The sequence below is a fragment of the Streptomyces sp. NPDC023838 genome, from assembly GCF_040639555.1.
Lineage (GTDB): Bacteria > Actinomycetota > Actinomycetes > Streptomycetales > Streptomycetaceae > Streptomyces.
Window position 1 is genome coordinate 304,549 of the sequence record NZ_JBFAAD010000006.1, and the last position, 18,103, is coordinate 322,651.

Sequence of the window (18,103 nt, forward strand, 5' to 3'; positions counted from 1 at the left end):
TTGGGTCTCCGGCGCGGTCGCCACGGGGTGAGTGGTTCAGTGCCGGGCCGTGCGACGCCGGCGCGCGGCCCAGACGATGCCGCCGCCCGCGACGAGCACCGCACCGCCCATGCCGGCGATGAGCGGGGTGGAGCTCGACGAGCCGGTCTCCGCCAGGTTGGGGCTGCTCGGCTGGGGCGCGGGGGCCGCGGCCGTGGACGTGCTGGGCGCAGGGGCGGGCTTGCTGGGCTTGGCCGAGGGGGTCGGGCTCGGCTTCGGCGGCTTGGACGGGTTGCTCGACGGCTTGGTCGGCGGCGGCGTGTCGCAGACGGGGGAGGTCTTGGTCTCCTCGCGCGAGTACTGGTCGCCGTCACCCGCCTTCACGACGAGCCGGAGCGTGAGCTCCTTGTCGTGGGCGGGGAGCTTGAGGGTCTGGTGGAACTCGCTCTTGAACTGCTCGGTGGGAAGCACGTCCTTGCCGTCGGCCGTCTTGATGGTCACCGTGTTGGTGGCCTCGCCGGAGTACCTGGTCAGGTCCACCGTGACGGTCGAGCAGGTCACCTTCCACACGGGGGTGTGGGCCTGCGCGGGCACCGCGGCCAGGCCGACGCCGACGAGGCCCGCAGCGGCTGCCCCTATCAGCGCTCCACGACGACGCCCCGTTCCTCTGATTACGGTCACAGAATCCTCCACTGTTCCGCACCGCCGGAATGACGGTGCGCGCACAGTACCGCTCCCGTCCCACGGCCGAGCAACGGTCCCCCACATTCACTCCCGTAAGTCTCGCTCCGAGCAACGCTTACCACGGCTAACACAGGAAACTCGCCTACCCCACCGGGCCCACTGGGATCGCCCACGCGGTAACTCGCCACCATAAGCGGGACTTTCAGGCGCTCATAGCGTCACCATTGGGTCATATTGCGCCTTTTCCAGGAAAGTTGAATTTGCTTCAACGAATCCGGAAAAGGTATCCCGGTCACGCCAGGACGGCACCCACCAGGCAGCCTGCCGAGAGAGCCGCCGATTCCATTTCAGGAATCCATCGCACGAATGAAGGGTTTCAGGCCGGGCGGCTCCGCGCGCCCGTGAATGGCGCCTTGTGGACTGCCCGGGGGCAAGCAGACGATCGCCCTCGTTCCTGTGCGGCAGCCGCCCCGGCGGCTGCCGCACATGTCTTCGAGGAGGTTCCTGTGGTGAACGACCGGATGTCCCTCAGCCCGGATGCGGCACGGCAACTCGCGAACGCCACCAAGACCACGCCGCAGATGCGCGGCATCACCCCGCGCTATCTGTTGCGTGCGCTGCCCTGGGTGGACGTCGAGTCCGGGGTGTACCGCGTCAACCGGCGCCGCACCTTCGTCCTGGGCGACGACCGGATCACCACGTACACGGACAACGACGGCGCCAACCGCGTCGTTCCCGGCGACCTGCGGGAGATGCCGTATCTGCGCGACGCCGAGGACGCGCTCCTGACCGGGCTGGCCGGCGCCTTCACCGAGGTGTCCTTCGAGTCCGGGCAGGTCCTGGTGCAGAGCGGCGACCCGGCCGACCGGCTGTGGGTGATCGTGAGCGGCCGCGCCGAGAAGCGCATGACCGGCCGGTACGGCGAGGAGGCGCTGCTCGAAGTCATCGGCGACGGCCAGTTCTTCGACCTGGACAGCTGGACCCGGTCCGAGCCGATGCCGTACCGCGTGCAGGCGCTCACGCCCGGCGTGGCCCTGGTCGCGGAGCGCAGCGCGCTCGCCGCCCTGGCCGACCGGGACGCCGGGCTCCGGGCCGCCATGGACGACTACTCCGCCGGGAACCACATGGTGCCGGGTGCCGAGGTGCCGGTGGACCTGGCCTCCGGTCATGTCGGCGAGCCGGATCTGCCGGGCACCTTCGTCGACTACGAGGACGCGCCGCGCGAGTACCACATGACGCTCGCGCAGACCGTGCTGCGCGTCCACACCCGCGTCGCGGACCTCTACAACGGGCCGATCGACCAGACCCGCGCACAGTCCAACCTCACCATCCAGGCGCTGCGCGAGCGGCAGGAGGCGGCGCTCCTGAACCACCCGGAGTTCGGTCTGTTCAACAACGTCCCGGCCGGGCAGCGCGTCCAGGCCCGCACCGGCTCGCCCACCCCCGACGACCTCGATGAGCTGCTCGCCAAGGTCTGGAAGCAGCCCGGGTACTTCCTCGCGCACCCCCGGGCGATCGCCGCGTTCGGCCGCGAATGTACGCGGCGGGGCGTGCCCCCGGTCACCGACACCCGGTTCGGCAGTCCGCTGCTCACCTGGCGCGGAGTGCCGCTGCTGCCGTCCGACAAGTGCCGCTTCACGGGAGGCGTGGGCTCCGGCACCACCGAGATCCTGCTGATGCGGATGGGCGAGGCGGAGCAGGGCGTGGTCGGGCTGCGCCCGTCGAGCGTCCAGGACGAGGTCGAACCGGGTCTGGCGATGCGGAACATGGGCACCGACCAGAAGGGGATCACCTCGTACCTGATGACCGCGTACTTCAACACGGCCGTCCTGGTGGAGGACGCCATCGCCGTGCTCCAGAACGTCGAGGTGTCCAACTACCATGACTATTCCTGACCTCACACGGCGAGTGCCGGGTGCGCCGTCGGTGCCGGTCACGGGGCTGCCCGCGATGCCCCGGCAGGCCGTGGCCGTCCCGGAGCAGCAGGCCGTTCCCGACGGGTCGGCCGTCCCTCAGCAGGCGGCCATCGCACCCGAGCAACCCCAGCAGCCCCAGCAGCCCGCTCGGCCCGGGCTCCCCCGGCGGCCCTCGGCGCCGGGTGCCTACTCGGCCGAGACGGCCCGGCAGGACTTCCCGATCCTGCACCGCACGGTCAACGGCCGTCCGCTGGTCTGGCTGGACAACGGGGCGACGACGCAGAAGCCCCGCCAGGTCATCGAGGCGCTCGGCGCGTACTACAGCGCGGCCAACTCCAACATCCACCGGGGCGCCCACACCATGGCCCGCGAGGCCACCGAGGCGTACGAGGCCGGGCGCGCGGCGGTCGCCGGGTTCCTGGGGGCGCCGGACCCCGAGAGCATCGTGTTCGTGCGCGGCACCACGGAGGCGATCAACCTGGTCGCCCAGAGCTGGGGGCGGGACAACCTCGGCCCAGGGGACGACATCCTCGTACCGGTCCTCGAACACCACTCCAACATCGTCCCCTGGCAGATGATCGCCAAGGAGACCCGGGCCCGGGTGGTGCCGGTTCCGCTGACGCCGGAGGGGGAGATCGACCAGTTCGCGTACGCGGACCTGCTCTCCTCGCGGACCCAGCTGGTGGCGCTCAGCCACGCCTCCAACGTCCTGGGCACGGTCCCGCCGGTGAAGGAGATGACCGCGCTCGCCCATCGGTACGGGGCGAAGGTGCTGGTGGACGGGGCACAGGCGGTCGCCCACTTCCCGGTCGACGTGCAGGATCTGGACGCGGACTTCTACGCGTTCTCCGGGCACAAGCTGTTCGCCCCGACCGGCATCGGCGCCCTGTACGCCAAGCCGGAGGTCCTGGCGGGCATGCGGCCCTGGCAGGGCGGCGGCAACATGATCGACTCGGTGGACTTCGGCCTCACCACCTTCGCCCCCGTCCCGCACCGGATGGAGGCCGGCACCGGCAACATCGGTGGCGTGATCGGGCTGCTGGCCGCGCTGGACTGGCTGGGCTCCTTCGACCGCGACGCCATCACGGCGTACGAGGAGGGGCTGATGGCCTACGCCCAGCAGGCCATGGCCACGGTGCCCGGGCTTGAGCTGGTAGGGGCCGCGCCCGACCGGATCGCGGTGCTGACGTTCACGCTGGCGGGCCACGACCCGGCGAGCGTCGCCGACTGGCTGGACCGCGACGGCATCGCCATCCGCGCGGGCCACCACTGCGCGCAGCCCGCACTCGCCCACTACGGCCTGGAATCGGCGGCCCGCGCCTCGCTGGCGCTCTACAACACGTCGGAGGAGGTGGATCAGCTGGTGGGGTCGTTGCGTCAACTGCAACTGGCATCCGGCTGACGGCTGACGGCTGACAGCTGACAGCTGACAGCTGACGGCTGACGGCTGACGGCTGACGGCTGACGGCTGACGGCTGACGGCTGACGGCTGACGGCTGACGGCTGACGGCTGACGGGGCAGAGATATCAGCTAACAGGTGAGAGATAACAGGTGGCGGACGACAGATTTCAATGTCTGTCGTCCGTCACGCGAACCGCCCGCCACGGCGGCCGATGCGTCTGAGGCAGGACGGTCGGCAGCGGCGGCAGTGACGCGCCCAGTGAACCGAGGCGGCGGCGCAGCAGCTGGTTCTCCACGTACAGGTCGGCCAGGACGCGCACCTTGGAGCGCACGGCCCACGGTTCCACCGGCTTCACCAGGAAGTCCGCGACGCCGAGGCGGTAGGCGCGGGCCGCGAGGTCGTCGTCCCGGCCGATGCCGGTGACCAGGATGACCGGCAGACTCCGGGTGTGGTCCAGGCGCTTGAGGTAGTCGACCACTTCGAGGCCGTCCATCTGGGGCATCAGCACATCGAGCAGGATCACCGCTATGCCGCCGCGCAGCACGGTCTTCAGCGCCTCGTCTCCACTGCGGGCGCACACTATCGGGCGGCCCACGGGACGCAGCACACTCTCCATGGCGAAGAGGTTGTCCTCACGGTCGTCCACCACAAGGATCTTCCACGAACTGTCCACGTCCCAACCACACTCCCCTGCAGCCGGACCTTCACAGTAGTGCGCGCCGGGGCCGAGCGCAGGAGGCCCCCGGTACCTGCCAACGGCATCTGCGCCCGCGGCCGAGGGGGCCGGTGCCGGGGCCGCCGACTTCTACGGGCGTCCGCCAGCGCAAACAGAAGGCACACCGACATCCCTGCGTGTCCCGGAGCTCGACGCGTTCGAATAATTCGGCCGGTTGTGACTCCCCCTTTTGGCTCTTCTGCATGCCTCGGCGGGACGGCGGGCCGGGTCGGGGTCCCCTAGCGTGGGGGCATGGCAGAGGCGCGGAGGGCAGCGAAGCGGAGCGGAGCGAAGGCGGCGTCGGCAGCGCCCGACGACGCCGAGTTCCCCGCCCGCCGGGCGCCGGGCTGCCGCAGCCTCGACGCGCTGGACGCCAAGGTGATCCGCTGCCGGGCCTGCCCTCGCCTCGTGGCCTGGCGCGAGGAGGTGGCCGCCACCAAGCGGGCGGCGTTCCGGGACTGGGAGTACTGGGGGCGGCCGGTGCCCGGGTTCGGTCCGCCGGACGCGGCGCTCGCGGTCGTCGGCCTCGCCCCGGCCGCGCACGGCGGCAACCGGACCGGCCGCATGTTCACGGGAGACGCCTCCGGCGACTTCCTCTTCGCCGCGCTGCACGCGGTGGGCCTGGCCTCCCAGGCCGAGGCCACGCACGCCGGGGACGGGCTCGAACTGCGGGGCGTACGGCTGGCCGCGCCCGTGCACTGCGCGCCGCCGGACAACAAGCCGACCCCGCAGGAGCGCGACAACTGCCGCCCGTGGCTGTCGGCCGAACTGGAGCTGCTGAGCCCGGGGTTGCGTACGGTCGTCGTGCTCGGCGCGTTCGGCTGGCAGGCGCTGCTTCCGGTGCTGAGCGCGGCGGGCTGGCAAGTGCCGCGCCCCCGGCCGAAGTTCGGGCACGGCGTCCACGTGACCCTGGCCGCCTCGGACGACGACCGCCCGCCGCTGAACCTGCTCGGCTGCTACCACCCGAGCCAGCGCAACACCTCCACGGGACGGCTCACGCTCCCCATGCTCGTCGAGGTGTTCCGCGATGCGGCGCGCCTGTCGGGGCTCTGAGCACACGCGTCGCGCTTCTGAAACCGACCCGGGCTCCCAACGCAAGCCGAACCGCCCACTCTGGTTGAATTTCGACCGAAAGACCGGCCTCCAGTACCCCCATTCCGGCCTCTCACCTGCCCAAATCGCACCCCGCGCGGCCCGGGTGTGTGATGGAAGGGTTGGTCACGAGGGGTGGGAGCGACGAAAGGAGCCGGTATGGACACCGGACGGATACGTCGAGCGGCCGCCGCGACCCTGCTGTCGTGCGGTCTCGCCATGGGCGGTTTCGCCGCCACGGCAGCAGCGGCCCCGGCGCACGACCCGGGCGACGGCCACGATCGCGGCCAGGGCAACGGCTGGTCGTGGGACGCCCACATCAGCGGCTGGATCCGGGACGACCACGGCGGCGGATGGCGCTGGGACGACCACCGCGACGGCCGGAACGACCGGAACCGGGACGACCACCACAGCGATCACTCCCGGGACCACCACAGCGATCACTCCCGGGACCACCACGACGGCGGCCGGGTCTGGGGCACGGTCACCTCACGCATCGAGCTGAACGTCCGCGACAACCCGAGCCTGAACGCCGGCGTCGTCGTCGCCCTGAGCCCGGGCAGCCGGGAACGCATCGAGTGCAGGACCCACGGCTCGAACGTGAACGGCACCTCCACCTGGTACTGGCTGAGCAACGCCCGCGGCTGGGTCAGCGCTGCGTACATGCAGGCCAGCGGCGACGTGCCGAACTGCTAGAGGCACGGGCGCCACGATGTGCCCGCCCGCGTCGCGGTCACGTGAACAGTGCGCGCTCCCGGGAATAGCGACACCGGGATGGTCCTTGGAGCTGCTGAGAGAGCGAGGAGTCAGCAGATGCCCAAGGCGTACGCGTACACCCGGAACGGCGGTCCCGCGACCGAGACGTCCATCGAGCGGGACCGCCCTCGCCCGGGCCCCGGTCAGCTGCTGATCGTGGTCCGGGCGGCCGGGGCGGACGAGGACGGCCACGCGCGCGGCGAGGCAGTCATCGAGGTGGCGGCATGAGCGCGTCGCACCCCCTCGACAACCCCGCCCGTGCCTCCCTCACCGGGCCGCACGCCCACTTCGCCGAGCGGCTGGGGCGGGTGCTGCGGTATCCCCCCGAGGTGACGCCGTGGCTGGCGCTCTCGGACGAGCCCGGGCCCGAGGACTGGGCCGATGTCGCCGCGCTCGCGGGGCCCGGCAACGAGGTGCCCCTGCTCGGGATGAGCCATCTGCCGCCCGCGGGCTGGGAGTTGACGTTCGAGGCGGACGGTGTGCAGCTCGTGGACGACGGGGTGACCGCCCGGCCGTTCGCCGAGGCGGTCACGCTGACCACCGCCGATGTACCCGAGATGATGGCGCTGGTGGAGCGGACCCGGCCGGGGCCGTTCACGCCGCGCACCATCGAGCTTGGCACGTATCTGGGCGTGCGCAGGAACGGCGTCCTGGTGGCGATGGCGGGCGAGCGACTGCATCCGCCGGGCTGGACGGAGATCAGCGCGGTCTGCACCGACGACGCCTTCCGTGGCCAGGGACTGGGCACCCGGCTGATCCTGGCGGTGGTGGCGAACATCCGGGACCGGGGCGAGCGGCCCTTCCTGCACACGGGCGCACTCAACACCGGCGCCATCCGCCTCTACGAGTCCCTGGGTTTCCGGCTCCGCCGTACCACCCGGTTCATGTCGGCGCGGGTGCCGGACGACGAACTGGCAAGCGCCACAACATCACTTCACTCGATCGAGTGATGAAACGGTCGTGTGAATTGTTTCTGCACTTCTGGCGCTCCGGCTAGCGTCTAACGTTCCCCCTGACGGCCCAAGCCCCCGGCCGTTCACATCAACGCTGTCCTTGGGGGAGAGACTGTGCGCCGCAACGAATACGTCGACGACGGCCCGCGAGAGCTCGTGCCGGCCTCCCGCTCGCACCGCGAGCGGCCGCTCCTGCGGGTCCACACACGGGCCGGAGTGACCATCGCCGAGCTGCACGGCGAGATCGACATCCAAGCCGTCCAGGCGCTGCGGCCGCGCCTGGACACCCTCACCGGGGACGGGGTGGGAGCGCTGGCCGTGGACCTGAGCGCCGTCCGGTTCCTGGACTGCTCGGGCCTCGCCCTGCTGGTGCGGGCCCACCGCCGGGTGACCGAGCGGGGCGGGTCCTGGGCGCTCGTCTGCGACCATCCGCTGACCCTGCGGATCCTGCGGATCACCGCCCTCACGGCCGTCCTGGGGCCTGCTCCCACGCTGGAGCAGGCCCTGGACTCCGTCAGGCTCCCGAACGGGCCCGCGTCAGCCGGAGAGTGACCAGCTCGAACGGGCGCAGCGCCAACTGGACTGCGCCGTCGGCCAGTTCGGGCCCGGTGGACTCGGCGAGGGGGCGCTCCAGCAGGTCCGTCGCCACCACCGTGTCCGCCGCGAAGCCCGGGGTGAGCCGGGCCAGCGCCCGGCCGCCCCGCGACTCGTAGAGCCGTACGACCACGTCACCGCTGGCGTCGTCCGCGAGCTTCACCGCGCTGACGACGACCGCGTCGTTGTCGACCGAGACCAGCGGCGCCACCTCCGCGTCGCCCGCGACCCGCCGCTCCGGCAGGTTGACGCGGTAGCCCTCGCGCACCGCGTCACCGATGGTGGCTCCGGGCACGAGCGCGTGCCGGAAGCGGTGCAGCCCCTGGTCGGTCTCGGGGTCGGGGAAGCGCGGGGCGCGCAGCAGCGAGACGCGGACCGTGGTGGTCGTGCCGGGGCCCTCGGCGGCGTCGCGCACGGTCCGGGTCACGTCGTGCCCGTACGTGGAGTCGTTGACGAGAGCGACGCCCCAGCCCGGCTCCTCCAGATGGACGAAGCGGTGGTTGCATGCCTCGAACTTGGCCGCCTCCCAGCTGGTGTTGGTGTGGGTCGGCCGGTGGACATGGCCGAACTGGGTCTCCGACGCGTACCGCTCGGCGTGGATGTCCAGGGGGAACGCGGCCTTGAGGAACTTCTCCGTCTCGTGCCAGTCGACCTCGGTGTCGATGTCGAGCCGCTTGGCGCCGGGGGCGAGGCTGAGCAGCTGGGTGACCCGGGAGTCGCCGAAGCTGCGGACGATCCGGACGGCGGCCACGCCCGCGTCCTCCACCGCCACGAGCTGGTCGAGGTCCGTCAGATCGGTCACGGTGTTGCGGTAGAACGCGTCCACGTCCCACGCGTCCCACATGTTCGGGAAGTCGGGGTGGATCTGGAGCAGGTTCGCGGCCCTGCCGGGGGCGACCGTCTCGCGCCCGGCGCCGATGTCGTACGCGGACACCACGAGCCCCCGGGCGTCGATCTCCACCGACAGCAGCCCGTTGTCCAGGACGAAGCCGCCGCCCTCGCGCGGGGCCGCGCGGCTGACGCCCGGACGGAAGGCCGGTGCGGCGGCGCCCGCCGCGACGCCGTCGCGCGCGTGGGGCGCGGAGTTGAAGACCAGGGTGGCGCCCGGGGCGCCCTCGCCCGCGAGCGCCCGCTGCGAGCCGTCGATGATCGCGTTCAGCTCCCGCGCGACCGCCGCGTAGGTCCTCTCCGCCTCCCGGTGCACCCAGGCGATGGAGGAGCCGGGCAGGATGTCGTGGAACTGATGCAGCAGCACGGCCTTCCAGATCCGGTCCAACTCGTCGTACGGATACGGGAATCCGGCCCGCACGGACGCCGTCGCGGCCCACAGCTCGGCCTCGCGCAGCAGGTGCTCGCTGCGCCGGTTGCCCTGCTTGGTCTTCGCCTGGCTGGTCAGCGTGGCACGGTGCAGCTCCAGATAGAGCTCGCCCACCCACACCGGCGCGTTCGGGTACTCCGCCTGCGCCTTGGCGAAGAACTCCGCCGGGCTCTCCCACTCGACGGTCGCCGAGCCCTCCAGGCTCCGCAGCCGGGCCGCCTTGGCGACCATCTCCCGGGTGGTACCGCCGCCCCCGTCGCCCCAGCCGGTCGGGGCCAGCGAGTGCCGGGCGTGGCCCTTGTCCTTGAAGTTGCGGGCCGCGTGGGCGATCTCGCTGCCCTTCATCGAGCAGTTGTAGGTGTCGACGGGCGGGAAGTGGGTGAAGATCCGGGTGCCGTCGATGCCCTCCCACTGGAAGGTGTGGTGGGGGAACTTGTTGGTCTGGCTCCAGGAGATCTTCTGGGTGAGCAGCCACTTGGCGCCCGCCGCCTTGATGATCTGCGGCAGCCCGGCGGCGAAGCCGAACGTGTCCGGCAGCCAGGCCTCGTCGTTCTCGACGCCGAACTCGTCGAGGAAGAACCGCTTGCCGTGCACGAACTGACGGGCCATCGCCTCCGAGCCCGGCATGTTGGTGTCCGACTCCACCCACATGCCGCCCGCGGGCACGAACCGCCCGTCGGAGACGGCCTTCTTCACGCGCGCGTAGACCTCGGGCCGGTGCTCCTTGATCCAGGCGAACTGCTGGGCCTGCGACATGGTGAAGACGAAGTCCGGCTCGTCCTCCAGGAGCGCCGTCATGTTCGACGTCGTACGGGCCACCTTGCGCACGGTCTCGCGCAGCGGCCACAGCCAAGCCGAGTCGATGTGCGCGTGCCCCACCGCGCTGATGCGGTGGGCGGTCGGCCCGGCGGGCACCGCCAGGACGTCCGCGAGCCGGGCCCGGGCCTCCCTCGCGCTGCCGTTCACGTCCTGCAGGTCCACCGCGTCCAGCGCGTGTCCCACCGCCCGCAGGATGTCCCAGCGCCGGGCCCCGTCGACCGGCAGCTCGTGCATCAGCTCGCCCAGCACCTCCAGGTCGAGGACGAGCTGCCACACCGTCTCGTCGAACACCGCGAGGTCCATCCGGGCCAGCCGGTACTGCGGTTCGGTGCCCGCCGTCTCCTTGTCGCCCAGCGTGGTCGGCACGAAGGGGTGGTAGTCGAGGATGACCGGGTTGGACGCGGCCTCGATGTGCAGCCGCACCTCCTCGCCGCCCACGGCGGGGGCGCCGACGCGCACCCACTGGTTGCGCGGGTTGAGGCCCTTCACCGGGGTGCCGTCGGGGCGGTAGACGAGACCCTCGCACTGGAAGCCCGGCATGTTCTCGTCGAAGCCGAGGTCGAGGATCGCCTCGACGGTCTTCCCGGCCCACTCGGCCGGTACGGTCCCGGTCACCCGGAACCAGCTGGTCCCCCACGGGGCGCCCCAGGCGTCGCCGACCGCGATCGGCACGGGGATGCCGGCCAGGCCCTCGGCGACCGGGACGGGCTCGCCCGGCGCATGCCATACCGCCACTTCCAGCGGGACGGATTCGGGGTAGACGGCGGGGCGGATGCGCTCGTCGAGGACTCGCCTGAGGCGGGCTTCGACCAGGCTGCGGTCGTCATGCATGAGGGTCTGCTCCGAGGGTCGAGGGTCGCGCGGGGTGCGGATGCCAGGAAGGGAAAGGGGCTACCAGTGGTGGACGGTGGAGGCGGGGGCTGAGGCCGTGCAGAGCTCGTCGACGGCTCGTATCTCGAACCGCGCCGCCCGCTCGCCCCCTTCCGGCTTCAGTGCGGGAACGAAGAAGGCATTCCCACACGTTCCCCCGAGGAAGCGGCGGCTTCCCCCGGGCAGCACCCGGTGCAGCTCGTAGTGGCGCACCGCGCCGGGGGCCCGGCGCCAGGCGAAGCGCAGCGAGGTGCCCTCGGCGCCGGTCGAGGAACCGGTGACGCGCAGCCAGGTGGGGGCGGCCGGCGCCGTCGCGGCCCGGTCGCGCACCGCCAGGGCGCCCAGGCGCCACTGGGCGCGGCCCTCGGCGGTGAGCCGGAAGCCGAGCGAACGGGCCGTGCCGGAAAGGGCGTTGAGGCGCAGGGTCGCGGTGGTCCAGCCGGCGCCACCGGCCCGCAGTCGGCCCGCCGGGACGTAGGTGTACGGGACCGGCTCGCCCGGTCCGGCGGGCTCGCGCAGGGCGACCGCGAGCTCGACGGTGACGGCGCCCTCGTCCACCCGGTGGGTCAGCTCGACGACCGTGGACCGGGTAAGGGGCAGCCGGGTCGCGTACAGCTCGACCGAGGCGGGGGCGTCGAAGTCGCCGTCGACCAGGAGGCTGGACCCGCCACGCCAGGCGTCGGCGAAGTCGAAGGCGACGGAGGGGCGGCGCCCGGCCGTGCGGACCACCCAGCGGCGTCCCGGGAGCCGGTCCTGGAGGCCGAGGTGGTTCCACTCGGCGGCCGAGGTCACCTTGCCGCCCTCGTACCAGCGCAGGCCGTGCCCGGTGTTGAAGGAGGTGGCGAACGGCAGCCGGTCGACCGTGGAGCGGTCGGCGACCACCGTCGCCGGGGCGCGCCAGCCGTCCGTGTCGGGCTGGGAGGGGTCGAGCGAACGGCCGGTCCAGAACCGGTCGTCGGCGGCGTGGAACTGCGCCGGGGTGCGGCCCGCGGGCAGCTGGTTGCGGGTCCACTCGGGCCGGTAGAGGCCGTACGAGACGATGTGGTCCCGGTCGCGGGGCACGATGGCGTCCCAGTCCACGGAGGTGTTCCACCCATGGGCCTCGACGTCGACGCCCGCCCACAGCTCGTAGCGGTCGCGGCCGAGCCGCCGCGCCAGGTCGCCCGAGGCCACGAGCCCCTCCGGCGACCAGCGGAAGTCCACGAACATCGCGTCGGCGCTGCGGAAGAAGTCCTTGTTGTCGCCGTTGAGCTCGCCCTGCCAGCCCACCGACCCGCCGACGGTCATCGCGTCGTACCAGGTGATCCGCAGCCCCGCGGCCTCGCTGCGGGCCTTGAGGTCGCGTACGAAGGCGAGCATGTCGGCGCCCAGGGCCGCGTCTCCGCCGTCGGTCTCGGCGTTGACGAACCAGCCGTCGAAGCCGTGTGCGACGGCGACCTCGACGAGCTTCGCGGCGAGCGGGAAGCGGCCGAGCGCGTCGCGCCGCACCAGGTCGCGGGTCCAGCGCAGATCGCCGCCCCACGCGGTCGGCGGCAGGAAGACGGTGCCGAGCACGGGCACCCCGTTGCGGTGGGCCGCGTCCACGACCGGCGCGTTGGGCGCCAGGATCAGCCCCTCCCCCGCCGAACCGCCCCAGAAGACCAGCTCGTCGAGGTAGGCCCAGTGGGTGAGCGCGTAGTAGTCGGCGGTGGCCGCGCCCTGGGACGGGTTGCCGGCGGTGTGCTCGAAGGAGACGAGCGCCTGGATACGGGCCTGCCCCGCCCGCGCGGTCCGGTTCACCGGCACCGGTGTGAACCGCGCGGCGAGCGGCACGGTCGCGGTGTTGAAGGCCAGATCCTCGTCGTCCTCGACCCGCCACGCCTTCAGACTCCGCCAGGTGATCCCTGGCCCCGGCGTGCCAGAGGGCACCGAGTCCGGATACCAGTACGAGACATACGGCTGAAGGTCGGCGGGCCCGGCCTCGACGGCTCGGGCGACAGATCCCGGGACAACGACGGCGGTCCCCACCCCCGCCCCCGCGAGGACGACGGCACGGCGGGTGGGCCCGGAGAGGTGCTGGGGCATGGTGTTCTCCGTTTCGTTTCGGGTGGGAGGAGTGGCACGGGGAGCTGGGGACCAGGGGATCGGTAGAGGCGGCGCTGGGGGCTCAGGGGGGCGGCGTTTTTCGAGGTGCGGGGCGGGCAACGTCCTCAAGGGGCGTGGGGAACTGCGCGACCGGCCGCCCACGGTCCGCGGTGGAACGGTCAGCACACCTCATCCGGCACCACGACCTCCCCGATCCCGCGCAGTGCCAGATGCTCCTTGTCCAAGGCGCGGGAGGCCAGCACGGCGGTGGGCCGCACCCCGTCCGAGACGAGCCGGGCAAACGCCTCGAAGACCGGCCCCCCGGGCGCGCACACGGACCGCCGGGGCGCCGAGACGTCGTCCCCCACGTCGACGACGAGCGCGGTGGTCCGGGGTGCGGGCGCATGGACACGCCCGCGCCACTCCCGGGCCAGCCGGGCCACCACGTCACCCGCCGGCTTGACCCGCCCGGAACTGGTCAACAGCCCCAGGCTGTACTCCAGTTCGGGAAAGTCGGCCAGCGACCGGTCCACGTCGTGGGAGCACCACCAGGTGACGCCCCACAGGTCCGCGCAGTCCAGCGCGTTCACCACGGTCGCTTCGGTGAACGCGGCCGCGTGCCCGGCGGGGATCAGCGGGGCGGGCGCCCCGACCTCCTGGAGCCACACCGGCCGGCGCGGATCGTCGGCCCAGGCCTTCGACAGCTCGACGAGGTACGCGGCGTGGTGCTCGGTGGCCGTGCCGGTGCGGCCGTGCGCCTGGGCCGTACCGTTGAACACCCAGGAGTGCACGGTGGTCATGGCGCCGAGCCGGGCGGCGTGCGCGGGCGTGAAGGGCTGGTCGTCCTGGTACCAGGCCGCGTCGTACTCGGCGTGCACATGCGGCTTGCCGGGGGCGCCCTCCTCGCACGCGGCGAGCATCCGCCCCAACCACGCCTCCGCCTGCGCGGGCGTGATGCGGTCGGGGTCGGGGTGCGGCCCGGCCGCGAACTGGTTGATCTCGTTGCCGAGCGTCATCCCGATGAAGTTGGGCCGGTCCGCGAGCGCGCCCGCCAGGGTGCGCAGCAGCGCCGCCTGCCCGTCGAGCACCTCGGGGTCGGTGAAGAGGCTGCGCCGGTGCCAGGTCTGCGTCCAGGAGGGCAGGAAGTCGAAACTGGACAGATGCCCCTGGAGCCCGTCGACGTTGACGTCGAGGCCGCGTTCCCCCGCCGCGTCGGCGAGCTGGACCAGCTGCTCGACCGCGCGCGGCCGGATCAGGGTGCGGTTGGGCTGGAAGTACGGCCACACCGGGAAGACCCGGATGTGGTCGAGGCCGAGCGCCGCGATCGCGTCGAGGTCGGCGCGTACGGCGTCGAGGTCGAAGTCGAGCCAGTGGTGGAACCACCCCTGGCCGGGCGTGTAGTTGGCGCCGAAGCGCACGGCGGCAGGCATGCGGGCCTGTTCTGAAGGCATGCGGGTCCGTTCTGTGGGCGTGCCACGGGGGCAGGGGTCGGGGCCGCGGGGCTCAGCCCTTGACCGCTCCCTCGCCGACGCCGCGGAAGAAGTAACGCTGCAGGCAGGCGAAGAGCGCGATGAGCGGGGCGACGGCGATGACCGTGCCCGCCGCGACGAGCCGTTCGTCGTTGGCGAAGGTGCCGTGCAGATAGTTCAGGCCGATGGTGAGGGTGAAGCGGTCCGGGTCGCTGAGGACGATCAGCGGCCACAGGAAGTCGTCCCAGGCGCCCATGAAGGCGAAGATGGCGACCACGGCGAGGGTGCCCCGCACGGCGGGCAGGGCGATGCGCAGATAGCGCTGCCAGGCGTTGGCGCCGTCGACGTACGCCGCCTCCTCCACCTCGTACGGGAGGTTGAGGAAGGCGTTGCGCATCAGCAGGACGTTCATCGCGCCGATGGAGCCGGGCAGCAGGACCGCGACGAGCGTGTTGTTGAGGCCGAGGTCCCGCATGGTCGTGAACTGGGCGATGATGATGCCCTCGACGGGGACCAGCATGGCGAGGATGAACGTGAGGGTGGCCGCACGGCGGCCCCGGAAGCGCATCCGGGCGAGGGCGTATCCGGCGAGCGAGGCGCCGACGCAGTTGGTGACGACGTTGGCGGCGGCGACCTTCAGCGAGTTCACGGCGTAGTCCCAGACCGGGATGGTGTCCGCCACGCGCGTGTAGTTGTCGAAGGTGGGCCGTTCCGGCAGGAGCTTGGGCGGGGAGCTGAAGATGTCCTCGTGCGGGCCCTTGAGCGAGGTGGAGAGCTGCCAGAGGAACGGGCCGATGGTGAGGGCCAGCACCGCGAGCAGCAGGACGTAACGCAGGAGGAGCTGCCAGAGGGGGACGCGTCGGCCGTCGGCGTCGGTGACGCCCCTGCGCGCGGCCGGGCGGACCGTGTCGACGCGACCGGCTTCACCGGTTTCGCCGGTTTCCATGGGCGCGGTGGTCACGCGTCCTCCCTCCGGTCCGCCCGCAGCACGAGCAGCATCAGTGCGACGGTGACGACGAAGACGACCACGGAGATCGCCGAGGCGTAGCCGACCCGGCCGGTGAGGCCGGTGCCGACGCGCTGGACCAGCATCACCAAGGTGGTGTCCTCGCCCGCGGGGCCGCCGCTCGGGCCCGCCATCAGATAGACCTCGGAGAAGACCTTGAAGGCCGAGACCGAGGAGAGCGCGGCGACCAGGACCATGGTGGAGCGGACGGCGGGCACGGTGACGGTGAAGAAGCGGCGCACCGCACCGGCCCCGTCGACCGCGGCCGCCTCGTGCAGTTCGCGGGGCACGTTGGCCAGCGCCGCCAGGTAAATGATCATGTAGTAGCCGAGGCCCTTCCAGACCGTGACCGCCATCGCGCTGCCCAGCAGCAGCCACTGGTCGCTGAGGAAGCCGACCTTGCCGACGCCCACCGCCTCCAGGACCGAGTTGATCAGCCCCCGGTCGTCGAGCATCCACACCCAGATGAGGCCGACGACGACGATGGACGCCACGACCGGGGTGTAGAACGCCGCCCGGAAGAAGGCGATGCCGGGGATGTGCCGCTGGACGAGCAGCGCCAGGAGCAGCGGCAGGACCACGAGGGCCGGGACGACGCCGAGCACGTACAGCGTGCTGTTGCGCAGTCCGGTCCAGAACATGTCGTCGTGCCACAGCTCGCGGAAGTTGGCGAGGCCCACGTAGTGGCCGGGCACCAGGGTGCGGCGGTCGGTGAAGGAGTTCACGACGGTGCTGACGAACGGGTACAGGCTGAACACGCCGACGACGAGCAGTCCGGGCGCCGCGAACAGCCAGGGGCTGGTGGGCAGATGGCGCCGGATGCGGCGGCCGGTCCGGTGCGGCCGGGAGCGGGGGCTCCGGGCCGCCGGGGCGGCGGTGAGGGTGCCGGACGGGTCCGCCGTGGAGGCGGTGGGGCTGTTCACGAACGGCTCAGCTCTGCTTCAGCAGCTGGTCACAGGCCTTGACAGCGTTGTCAAGCGCTTCCTTGGGGCTCTCCTTGCCCTGGAGCGCCTTGGCCACCTCGTTGCGCAGCGCGGTCTTCATCTGCTCGCTGAACAGCACCGGCGTGTAATTGGCCGCCGACTTCAGGGACTTGGCGGCGGCGATCCGCACCCGGGTGTCGTCGGTGCCGTCCTCCTTGGTGAAGTACGGGTCGTCGAGCGAGCCCGCGGTGCTCGGGAAGATGGCGACCTTCTTGGCGAACTCCATCTGGCGGGTCGCGTCGGTCACGAAGTGCGCGAAGGCGACCGCCGCGGGCTTCTGCTTGGTCCTGGTGTTCACCATGACGCCCATGACGTACATGTTCGCCTTGCCGGTGCTGCTGATCTGGTCGGTGATCCCGATGTTCTTGTAGAGCGTCGGCGCCTGCTTCTTGAAGTTGGCGAGGTCGAGGGCGCTGCCGGGGTTCATGGACACCGACTCGGTGAGGAACTTGTGGCCGGCCGACTCGGGGGTGGCGGTCAGCGCCTGCGGGTCGAGCGCCTTGGCGTCGTACAACTCCTTGTACTTGGTGAGGAGTTCGACGCCCTTGGCGTCGTTGAACGCGAAGCCGTCGCCGCTCTCGTTCATCTGATGGGCGCCGTAGCGCCCGAAGTCCTCGATGGCGGGCACATTGGAGAAGGTCGCGATCCGGCCGTTGCTCTGCCGGGCCATCCTCAGCGCGGCGGCGAAGACCTCCTCGTACGTCCTGGGAGGCTTCTCCGCGTCCAGCCCGGCGTCCTTGAACAGCCGCTTGTTGTAGAACATCGGGCCGGTGTTGAGGTACCAGGGGAAGGCGTACGTGCCCCGCATGCCGGGTATCTGGTGGCTCTGCCAGGCGCCGGGCAGATACTCCTTGCGGTACTCGGACGCCGCCTTGTCGAGGTCGAGCGCGAGCCCGGCCTTGGCGAGTGGGGCCACCAGGTCCGGCGAGACGTTGACGACGTCGGGCAGGGTGCCGCCGGCGGCGTCGGCGCTGATCTTGTCGGCGTAGCCCTCGGCGGGCCGGTCGACCCACTTCACCTCGGTGCCCGGGTACTTCTTCTGGAAGTCCGCGATGACGCCGTTGAAGTAGTCCTTGAAGTTCGCCTGGAGGTTCCAGGTCTGGAAGGTGATCTTCCCTTCGACCTTGCCGGACGCGTCGGCGGAACCGGAGCCCGAGTCGGAGTCGCTGGAACAGGCGCTCAGCGGAAGGACGGTGGCGAGGACGGCGGCAGCGGCGAGTGCCCTGCGGGAGATGCGCACGGTGTACGGCTCCTTTGCTCGGACCAGACGTGCGGACTGCGGCGTCCGGCCTCGCCAGGGCGAGGCTGTCCCCGGAAAGACGCGGTACCGGACGCTCACATCGGCAGACTTTGCGGTGCGAATCTTCAAAAAGTCAATAGGCCGGGCCAGTTGGTGGGTATACATGCAGGTCAGCCGCGCATGCTGGGACAGTTGCAGCGATCTACTAATGCGCTTTAGAGTCATGGTGCTCAAGCGCATTA

General features: G+C 71.5%; 15 protein-coding genes. 7 read left to right on the forward strand and 8 right to left on the reverse strand.

The window, feature by feature from the left end; all coding sequences use genetic code 11:
- Positions 1–36: 36 nt before the first annotated feature.
- On the reverse strand, positions 37–660 hold the full coding sequence (locus AB0G17_RS10770) for an LAETG motif-containing sortase-dependent surface protein (RefSeq protein WP_361378844.1): 624 nt from the start codon (positions 658–660) through the stop codon (positions 37–39).
- Positions 661–1,172: 512 nt separating this feature from the next.
- Here AB0G17_RS10770 and AB0G17_RS10775 point away from each other — a divergent pair.
- Together AB0G17_RS10775 and AB0G17_RS10780 are read left to right on the forward strand one after the other, a co-directional pair.
- Positions 1,173–2,558 (forward strand): family 2B encapsulin nanocompartment shell protein, encoded by a 1,386-nt coding sequence (locus AB0G17_RS10775; RefSeq protein ID WP_361378847.1) that lies wholly within the window; start codon positions 1,173–1,175, stop codon positions 2,556–2,558.
- Positions 2,545–3,981 (forward strand): cysteine desulfurase, encoded by a 1,437-nt coding sequence (locus AB0G17_RS10780; RefSeq protein WP_361378850.1) that lies wholly within the window; start codon positions 2,545–2,547, stop codon positions 3,979–3,981. Before AB0G17_RS10775 ends, AB0G17_RS10780 begins: the two co-directional genes overlap by 14 nt.
- 167 nt (positions 3,982–4,148) lie before the next feature.
- Here AB0G17_RS10780 and AB0G17_RS10785 read toward each other — a convergent pair whose 3' ends face one another.
- Positions 4,149–4,655, reverse strand: coding sequence for a response regulator (locus tag AB0G17_RS10785; protein ID WP_361378853.1), 507 nt, complete (start codon positions 4,653–4,655; stop codon positions 4,149–4,151).
- Between the two features lie 294 nt (positions 4,656–4,949).
- On the opposite strand from AB0G17_RS10785, the gene AB0G17_RS10790 reads away from it, so the two are divergent.
- The 5 genes from AB0G17_RS10790 (at position 4,950) to AB0G17_RS10810 (ending at position 8,050) form a co-directional block, all read left to right on the forward strand.
- On the forward strand, positions 4,950–5,750 hold the full coding sequence (locus AB0G17_RS10790) for a uracil-DNA glycosylase (protein WP_361378856.1): 801 nt from the start codon (positions 4,950–4,952) through the stop codon (positions 5,748–5,750).
- 198 nt (positions 5,751–5,948) lie between these two features.
- Complete coding sequence (locus AB0G17_RS10795) at positions 5,949–6,485, forward strand: hypothetical protein (protein WP_361378859.1); 537 nt, start codon at positions 5,949–5,951, stop codon at positions 6,483–6,485.
- 117 nt (positions 6,486–6,602) lie between these two features.
- Positions 6,603–6,773 carry a hypothetical protein gene (locus AB0G17_RS10800; protein WP_361378862.1) on the forward strand — a complete coding sequence of 57 codons (171 nt, stop codon included), beginning with the start codon at positions 6,603–6,605 and terminating at the stop codon, positions 6,771–6,773.
- Positions 6,770–7,495 carry a GNAT family N-acetyltransferase gene (locus AB0G17_RS10805; protein WP_361378865.1) on the forward strand — a complete coding sequence of 242 codons (726 nt, stop codon included), beginning with the start codon at positions 6,770–6,772 and terminating at the stop codon, positions 7,493–7,495. Before AB0G17_RS10800 ends, AB0G17_RS10805 begins: the two co-directional genes overlap by 4 nt.
- A gap of 117 nt (positions 7,496–7,612) precedes the next feature.
- The gene (locus AB0G17_RS10810; RefSeq protein ID WP_361378868.1) at positions 7,613–8,050 is read left to right on the forward strand and encodes an STAS domain-containing protein; all 438 of its coding nucleotides are present in this window, start codon (positions 7,613–7,615) and stop codon (positions 8,048–8,050) included.
- On the opposite strand, the gene AB0G17_RS10815 is transcribed toward AB0G17_RS10810, so the two are convergent.
- The 6 genes from AB0G17_RS10815 to AB0G17_RS10840 form a co-directional block, all read right to left on the reverse strand.
- Positions 8,013–11,060: a glycoside hydrolase family 38 C-terminal domain-containing protein gene (locus tag AB0G17_RS10815; protein WP_361378871.1), complete on the reverse strand. Its 3,048-nt coding sequence runs from the start codon at positions 11,058–11,060 to the stop codon at positions 8,013–8,015. The two genes, AB0G17_RS10810 and AB0G17_RS10815, sit on opposite strands and share 38 nt — an antisense overlap.
- Before the next feature lie 60 nt (positions 11,061–11,120).
- A complete protein-coding gene (locus AB0G17_RS10820; protein ID WP_361378874.1) occupies positions 11,121–13,163 on the reverse strand; it encodes an endo-beta-N-acetylglucosaminidase in 2,043 nt (680 codons plus the stop codon).
- Between the two features lie 179 nt (positions 13,164–13,342).
- Positions 13,343–14,593, reverse strand: a complete 1,251-nt coding sequence (locus tag AB0G17_RS10825; protein WP_361378942.1) for a glycosyl hydrolase — start codon at positions 14,591–14,593, stop codon at positions 13,343–13,345.
- A gap of 73 nt (positions 14,594–14,666) precedes the next feature.
- Positions 14,667–15,578 (reverse strand): carbohydrate ABC transporter permease, encoded by a 912-nt coding sequence (locus tag AB0G17_RS10830; protein WP_361378945.1) that lies wholly within the window; start codon positions 15,576–15,578, stop codon positions 14,667–14,669.
- Positions 15,579–15,589: 11 nt separating this feature from the next.
- Entirely contained in the window at positions 15,590–16,459 is an 870-nt protein-coding gene (locus tag AB0G17_RS10835) for a sugar ABC transporter permease (RefSeq protein WP_361378948.1), read from the reverse strand.
- Between the two features lie 109 nt (positions 16,460–16,568).
- Positions 16,569–17,861, reverse strand: a complete 1,293-nt coding sequence (locus AB0G17_RS10840; RefSeq protein WP_361378877.1) for an extracellular solute-binding protein — start codon at positions 17,859–17,861, stop codon at positions 16,569–16,571.
- Positions 17,862–18,103 lie beyond the last annotated feature (242 nt).

Coding starts and splice junctions, on each gene's coding strand:
- AB0G17_RS10780 (WP_361378850.1), top strand. CDS start 2,545: ATGACTATTCCTGACCTCACACGGCGAGTGCCGGGTGCGCCGTCGGTG.
- AB0G17_RS10790 (WP_361378856.1), top strand. CDS start 4,950: ATGGCAGAGGCGCGGAGGGCAGCGAAGCGGAGCGGAGCGAAGGCGGCG.
- AB0G17_RS10795 (WP_361378859.1), top strand. CDS start 5,949: ATGGACACCGGACGGATACGTCGAGCGGCCGCCGCGACCCTGCTGTCG.
- AB0G17_RS10800 (WP_361378862.1), top strand. CDS start 6,603: ATGCCCAAGGCGTACGCGTACACCCGGAACGGCGGTCCCGCGACCGAG.
- AB0G17_RS10805 (WP_361378865.1), top strand. CDS start 6,770: ATGAGCGCGTCGCACCCCCTCGACAACCCCGCCCGTGCCTCCCTCACC.
- AB0G17_RS10815 (WP_361378871.1), bottom strand. CDS start 11,060: ATGCATGACGACCGCAGCCTGGTCGAAGCCCGCCTCAGGCGAGTCCTC.
- AB0G17_RS10820 (WP_361378874.1), bottom strand. CDS start 13,163: ATGCCCCAGCACCTCTCCGGGCCCACCCGCCGTGCCGTCGTCCTCGCG.
- AB0G17_RS10825 (WP_361378942.1), bottom strand. CDS start 14,593: ATGCCTGCCGCCGTGCGCTTCGGCGCCAACTACACGCCCGGCCAGGGG.
- AB0G17_RS10830 (WP_361378945.1), bottom strand. CDS start 15,578: ATGGAAACCGGCGAAACCGGTGAAGCCGGTCGCGTCGACACGGTCCGC.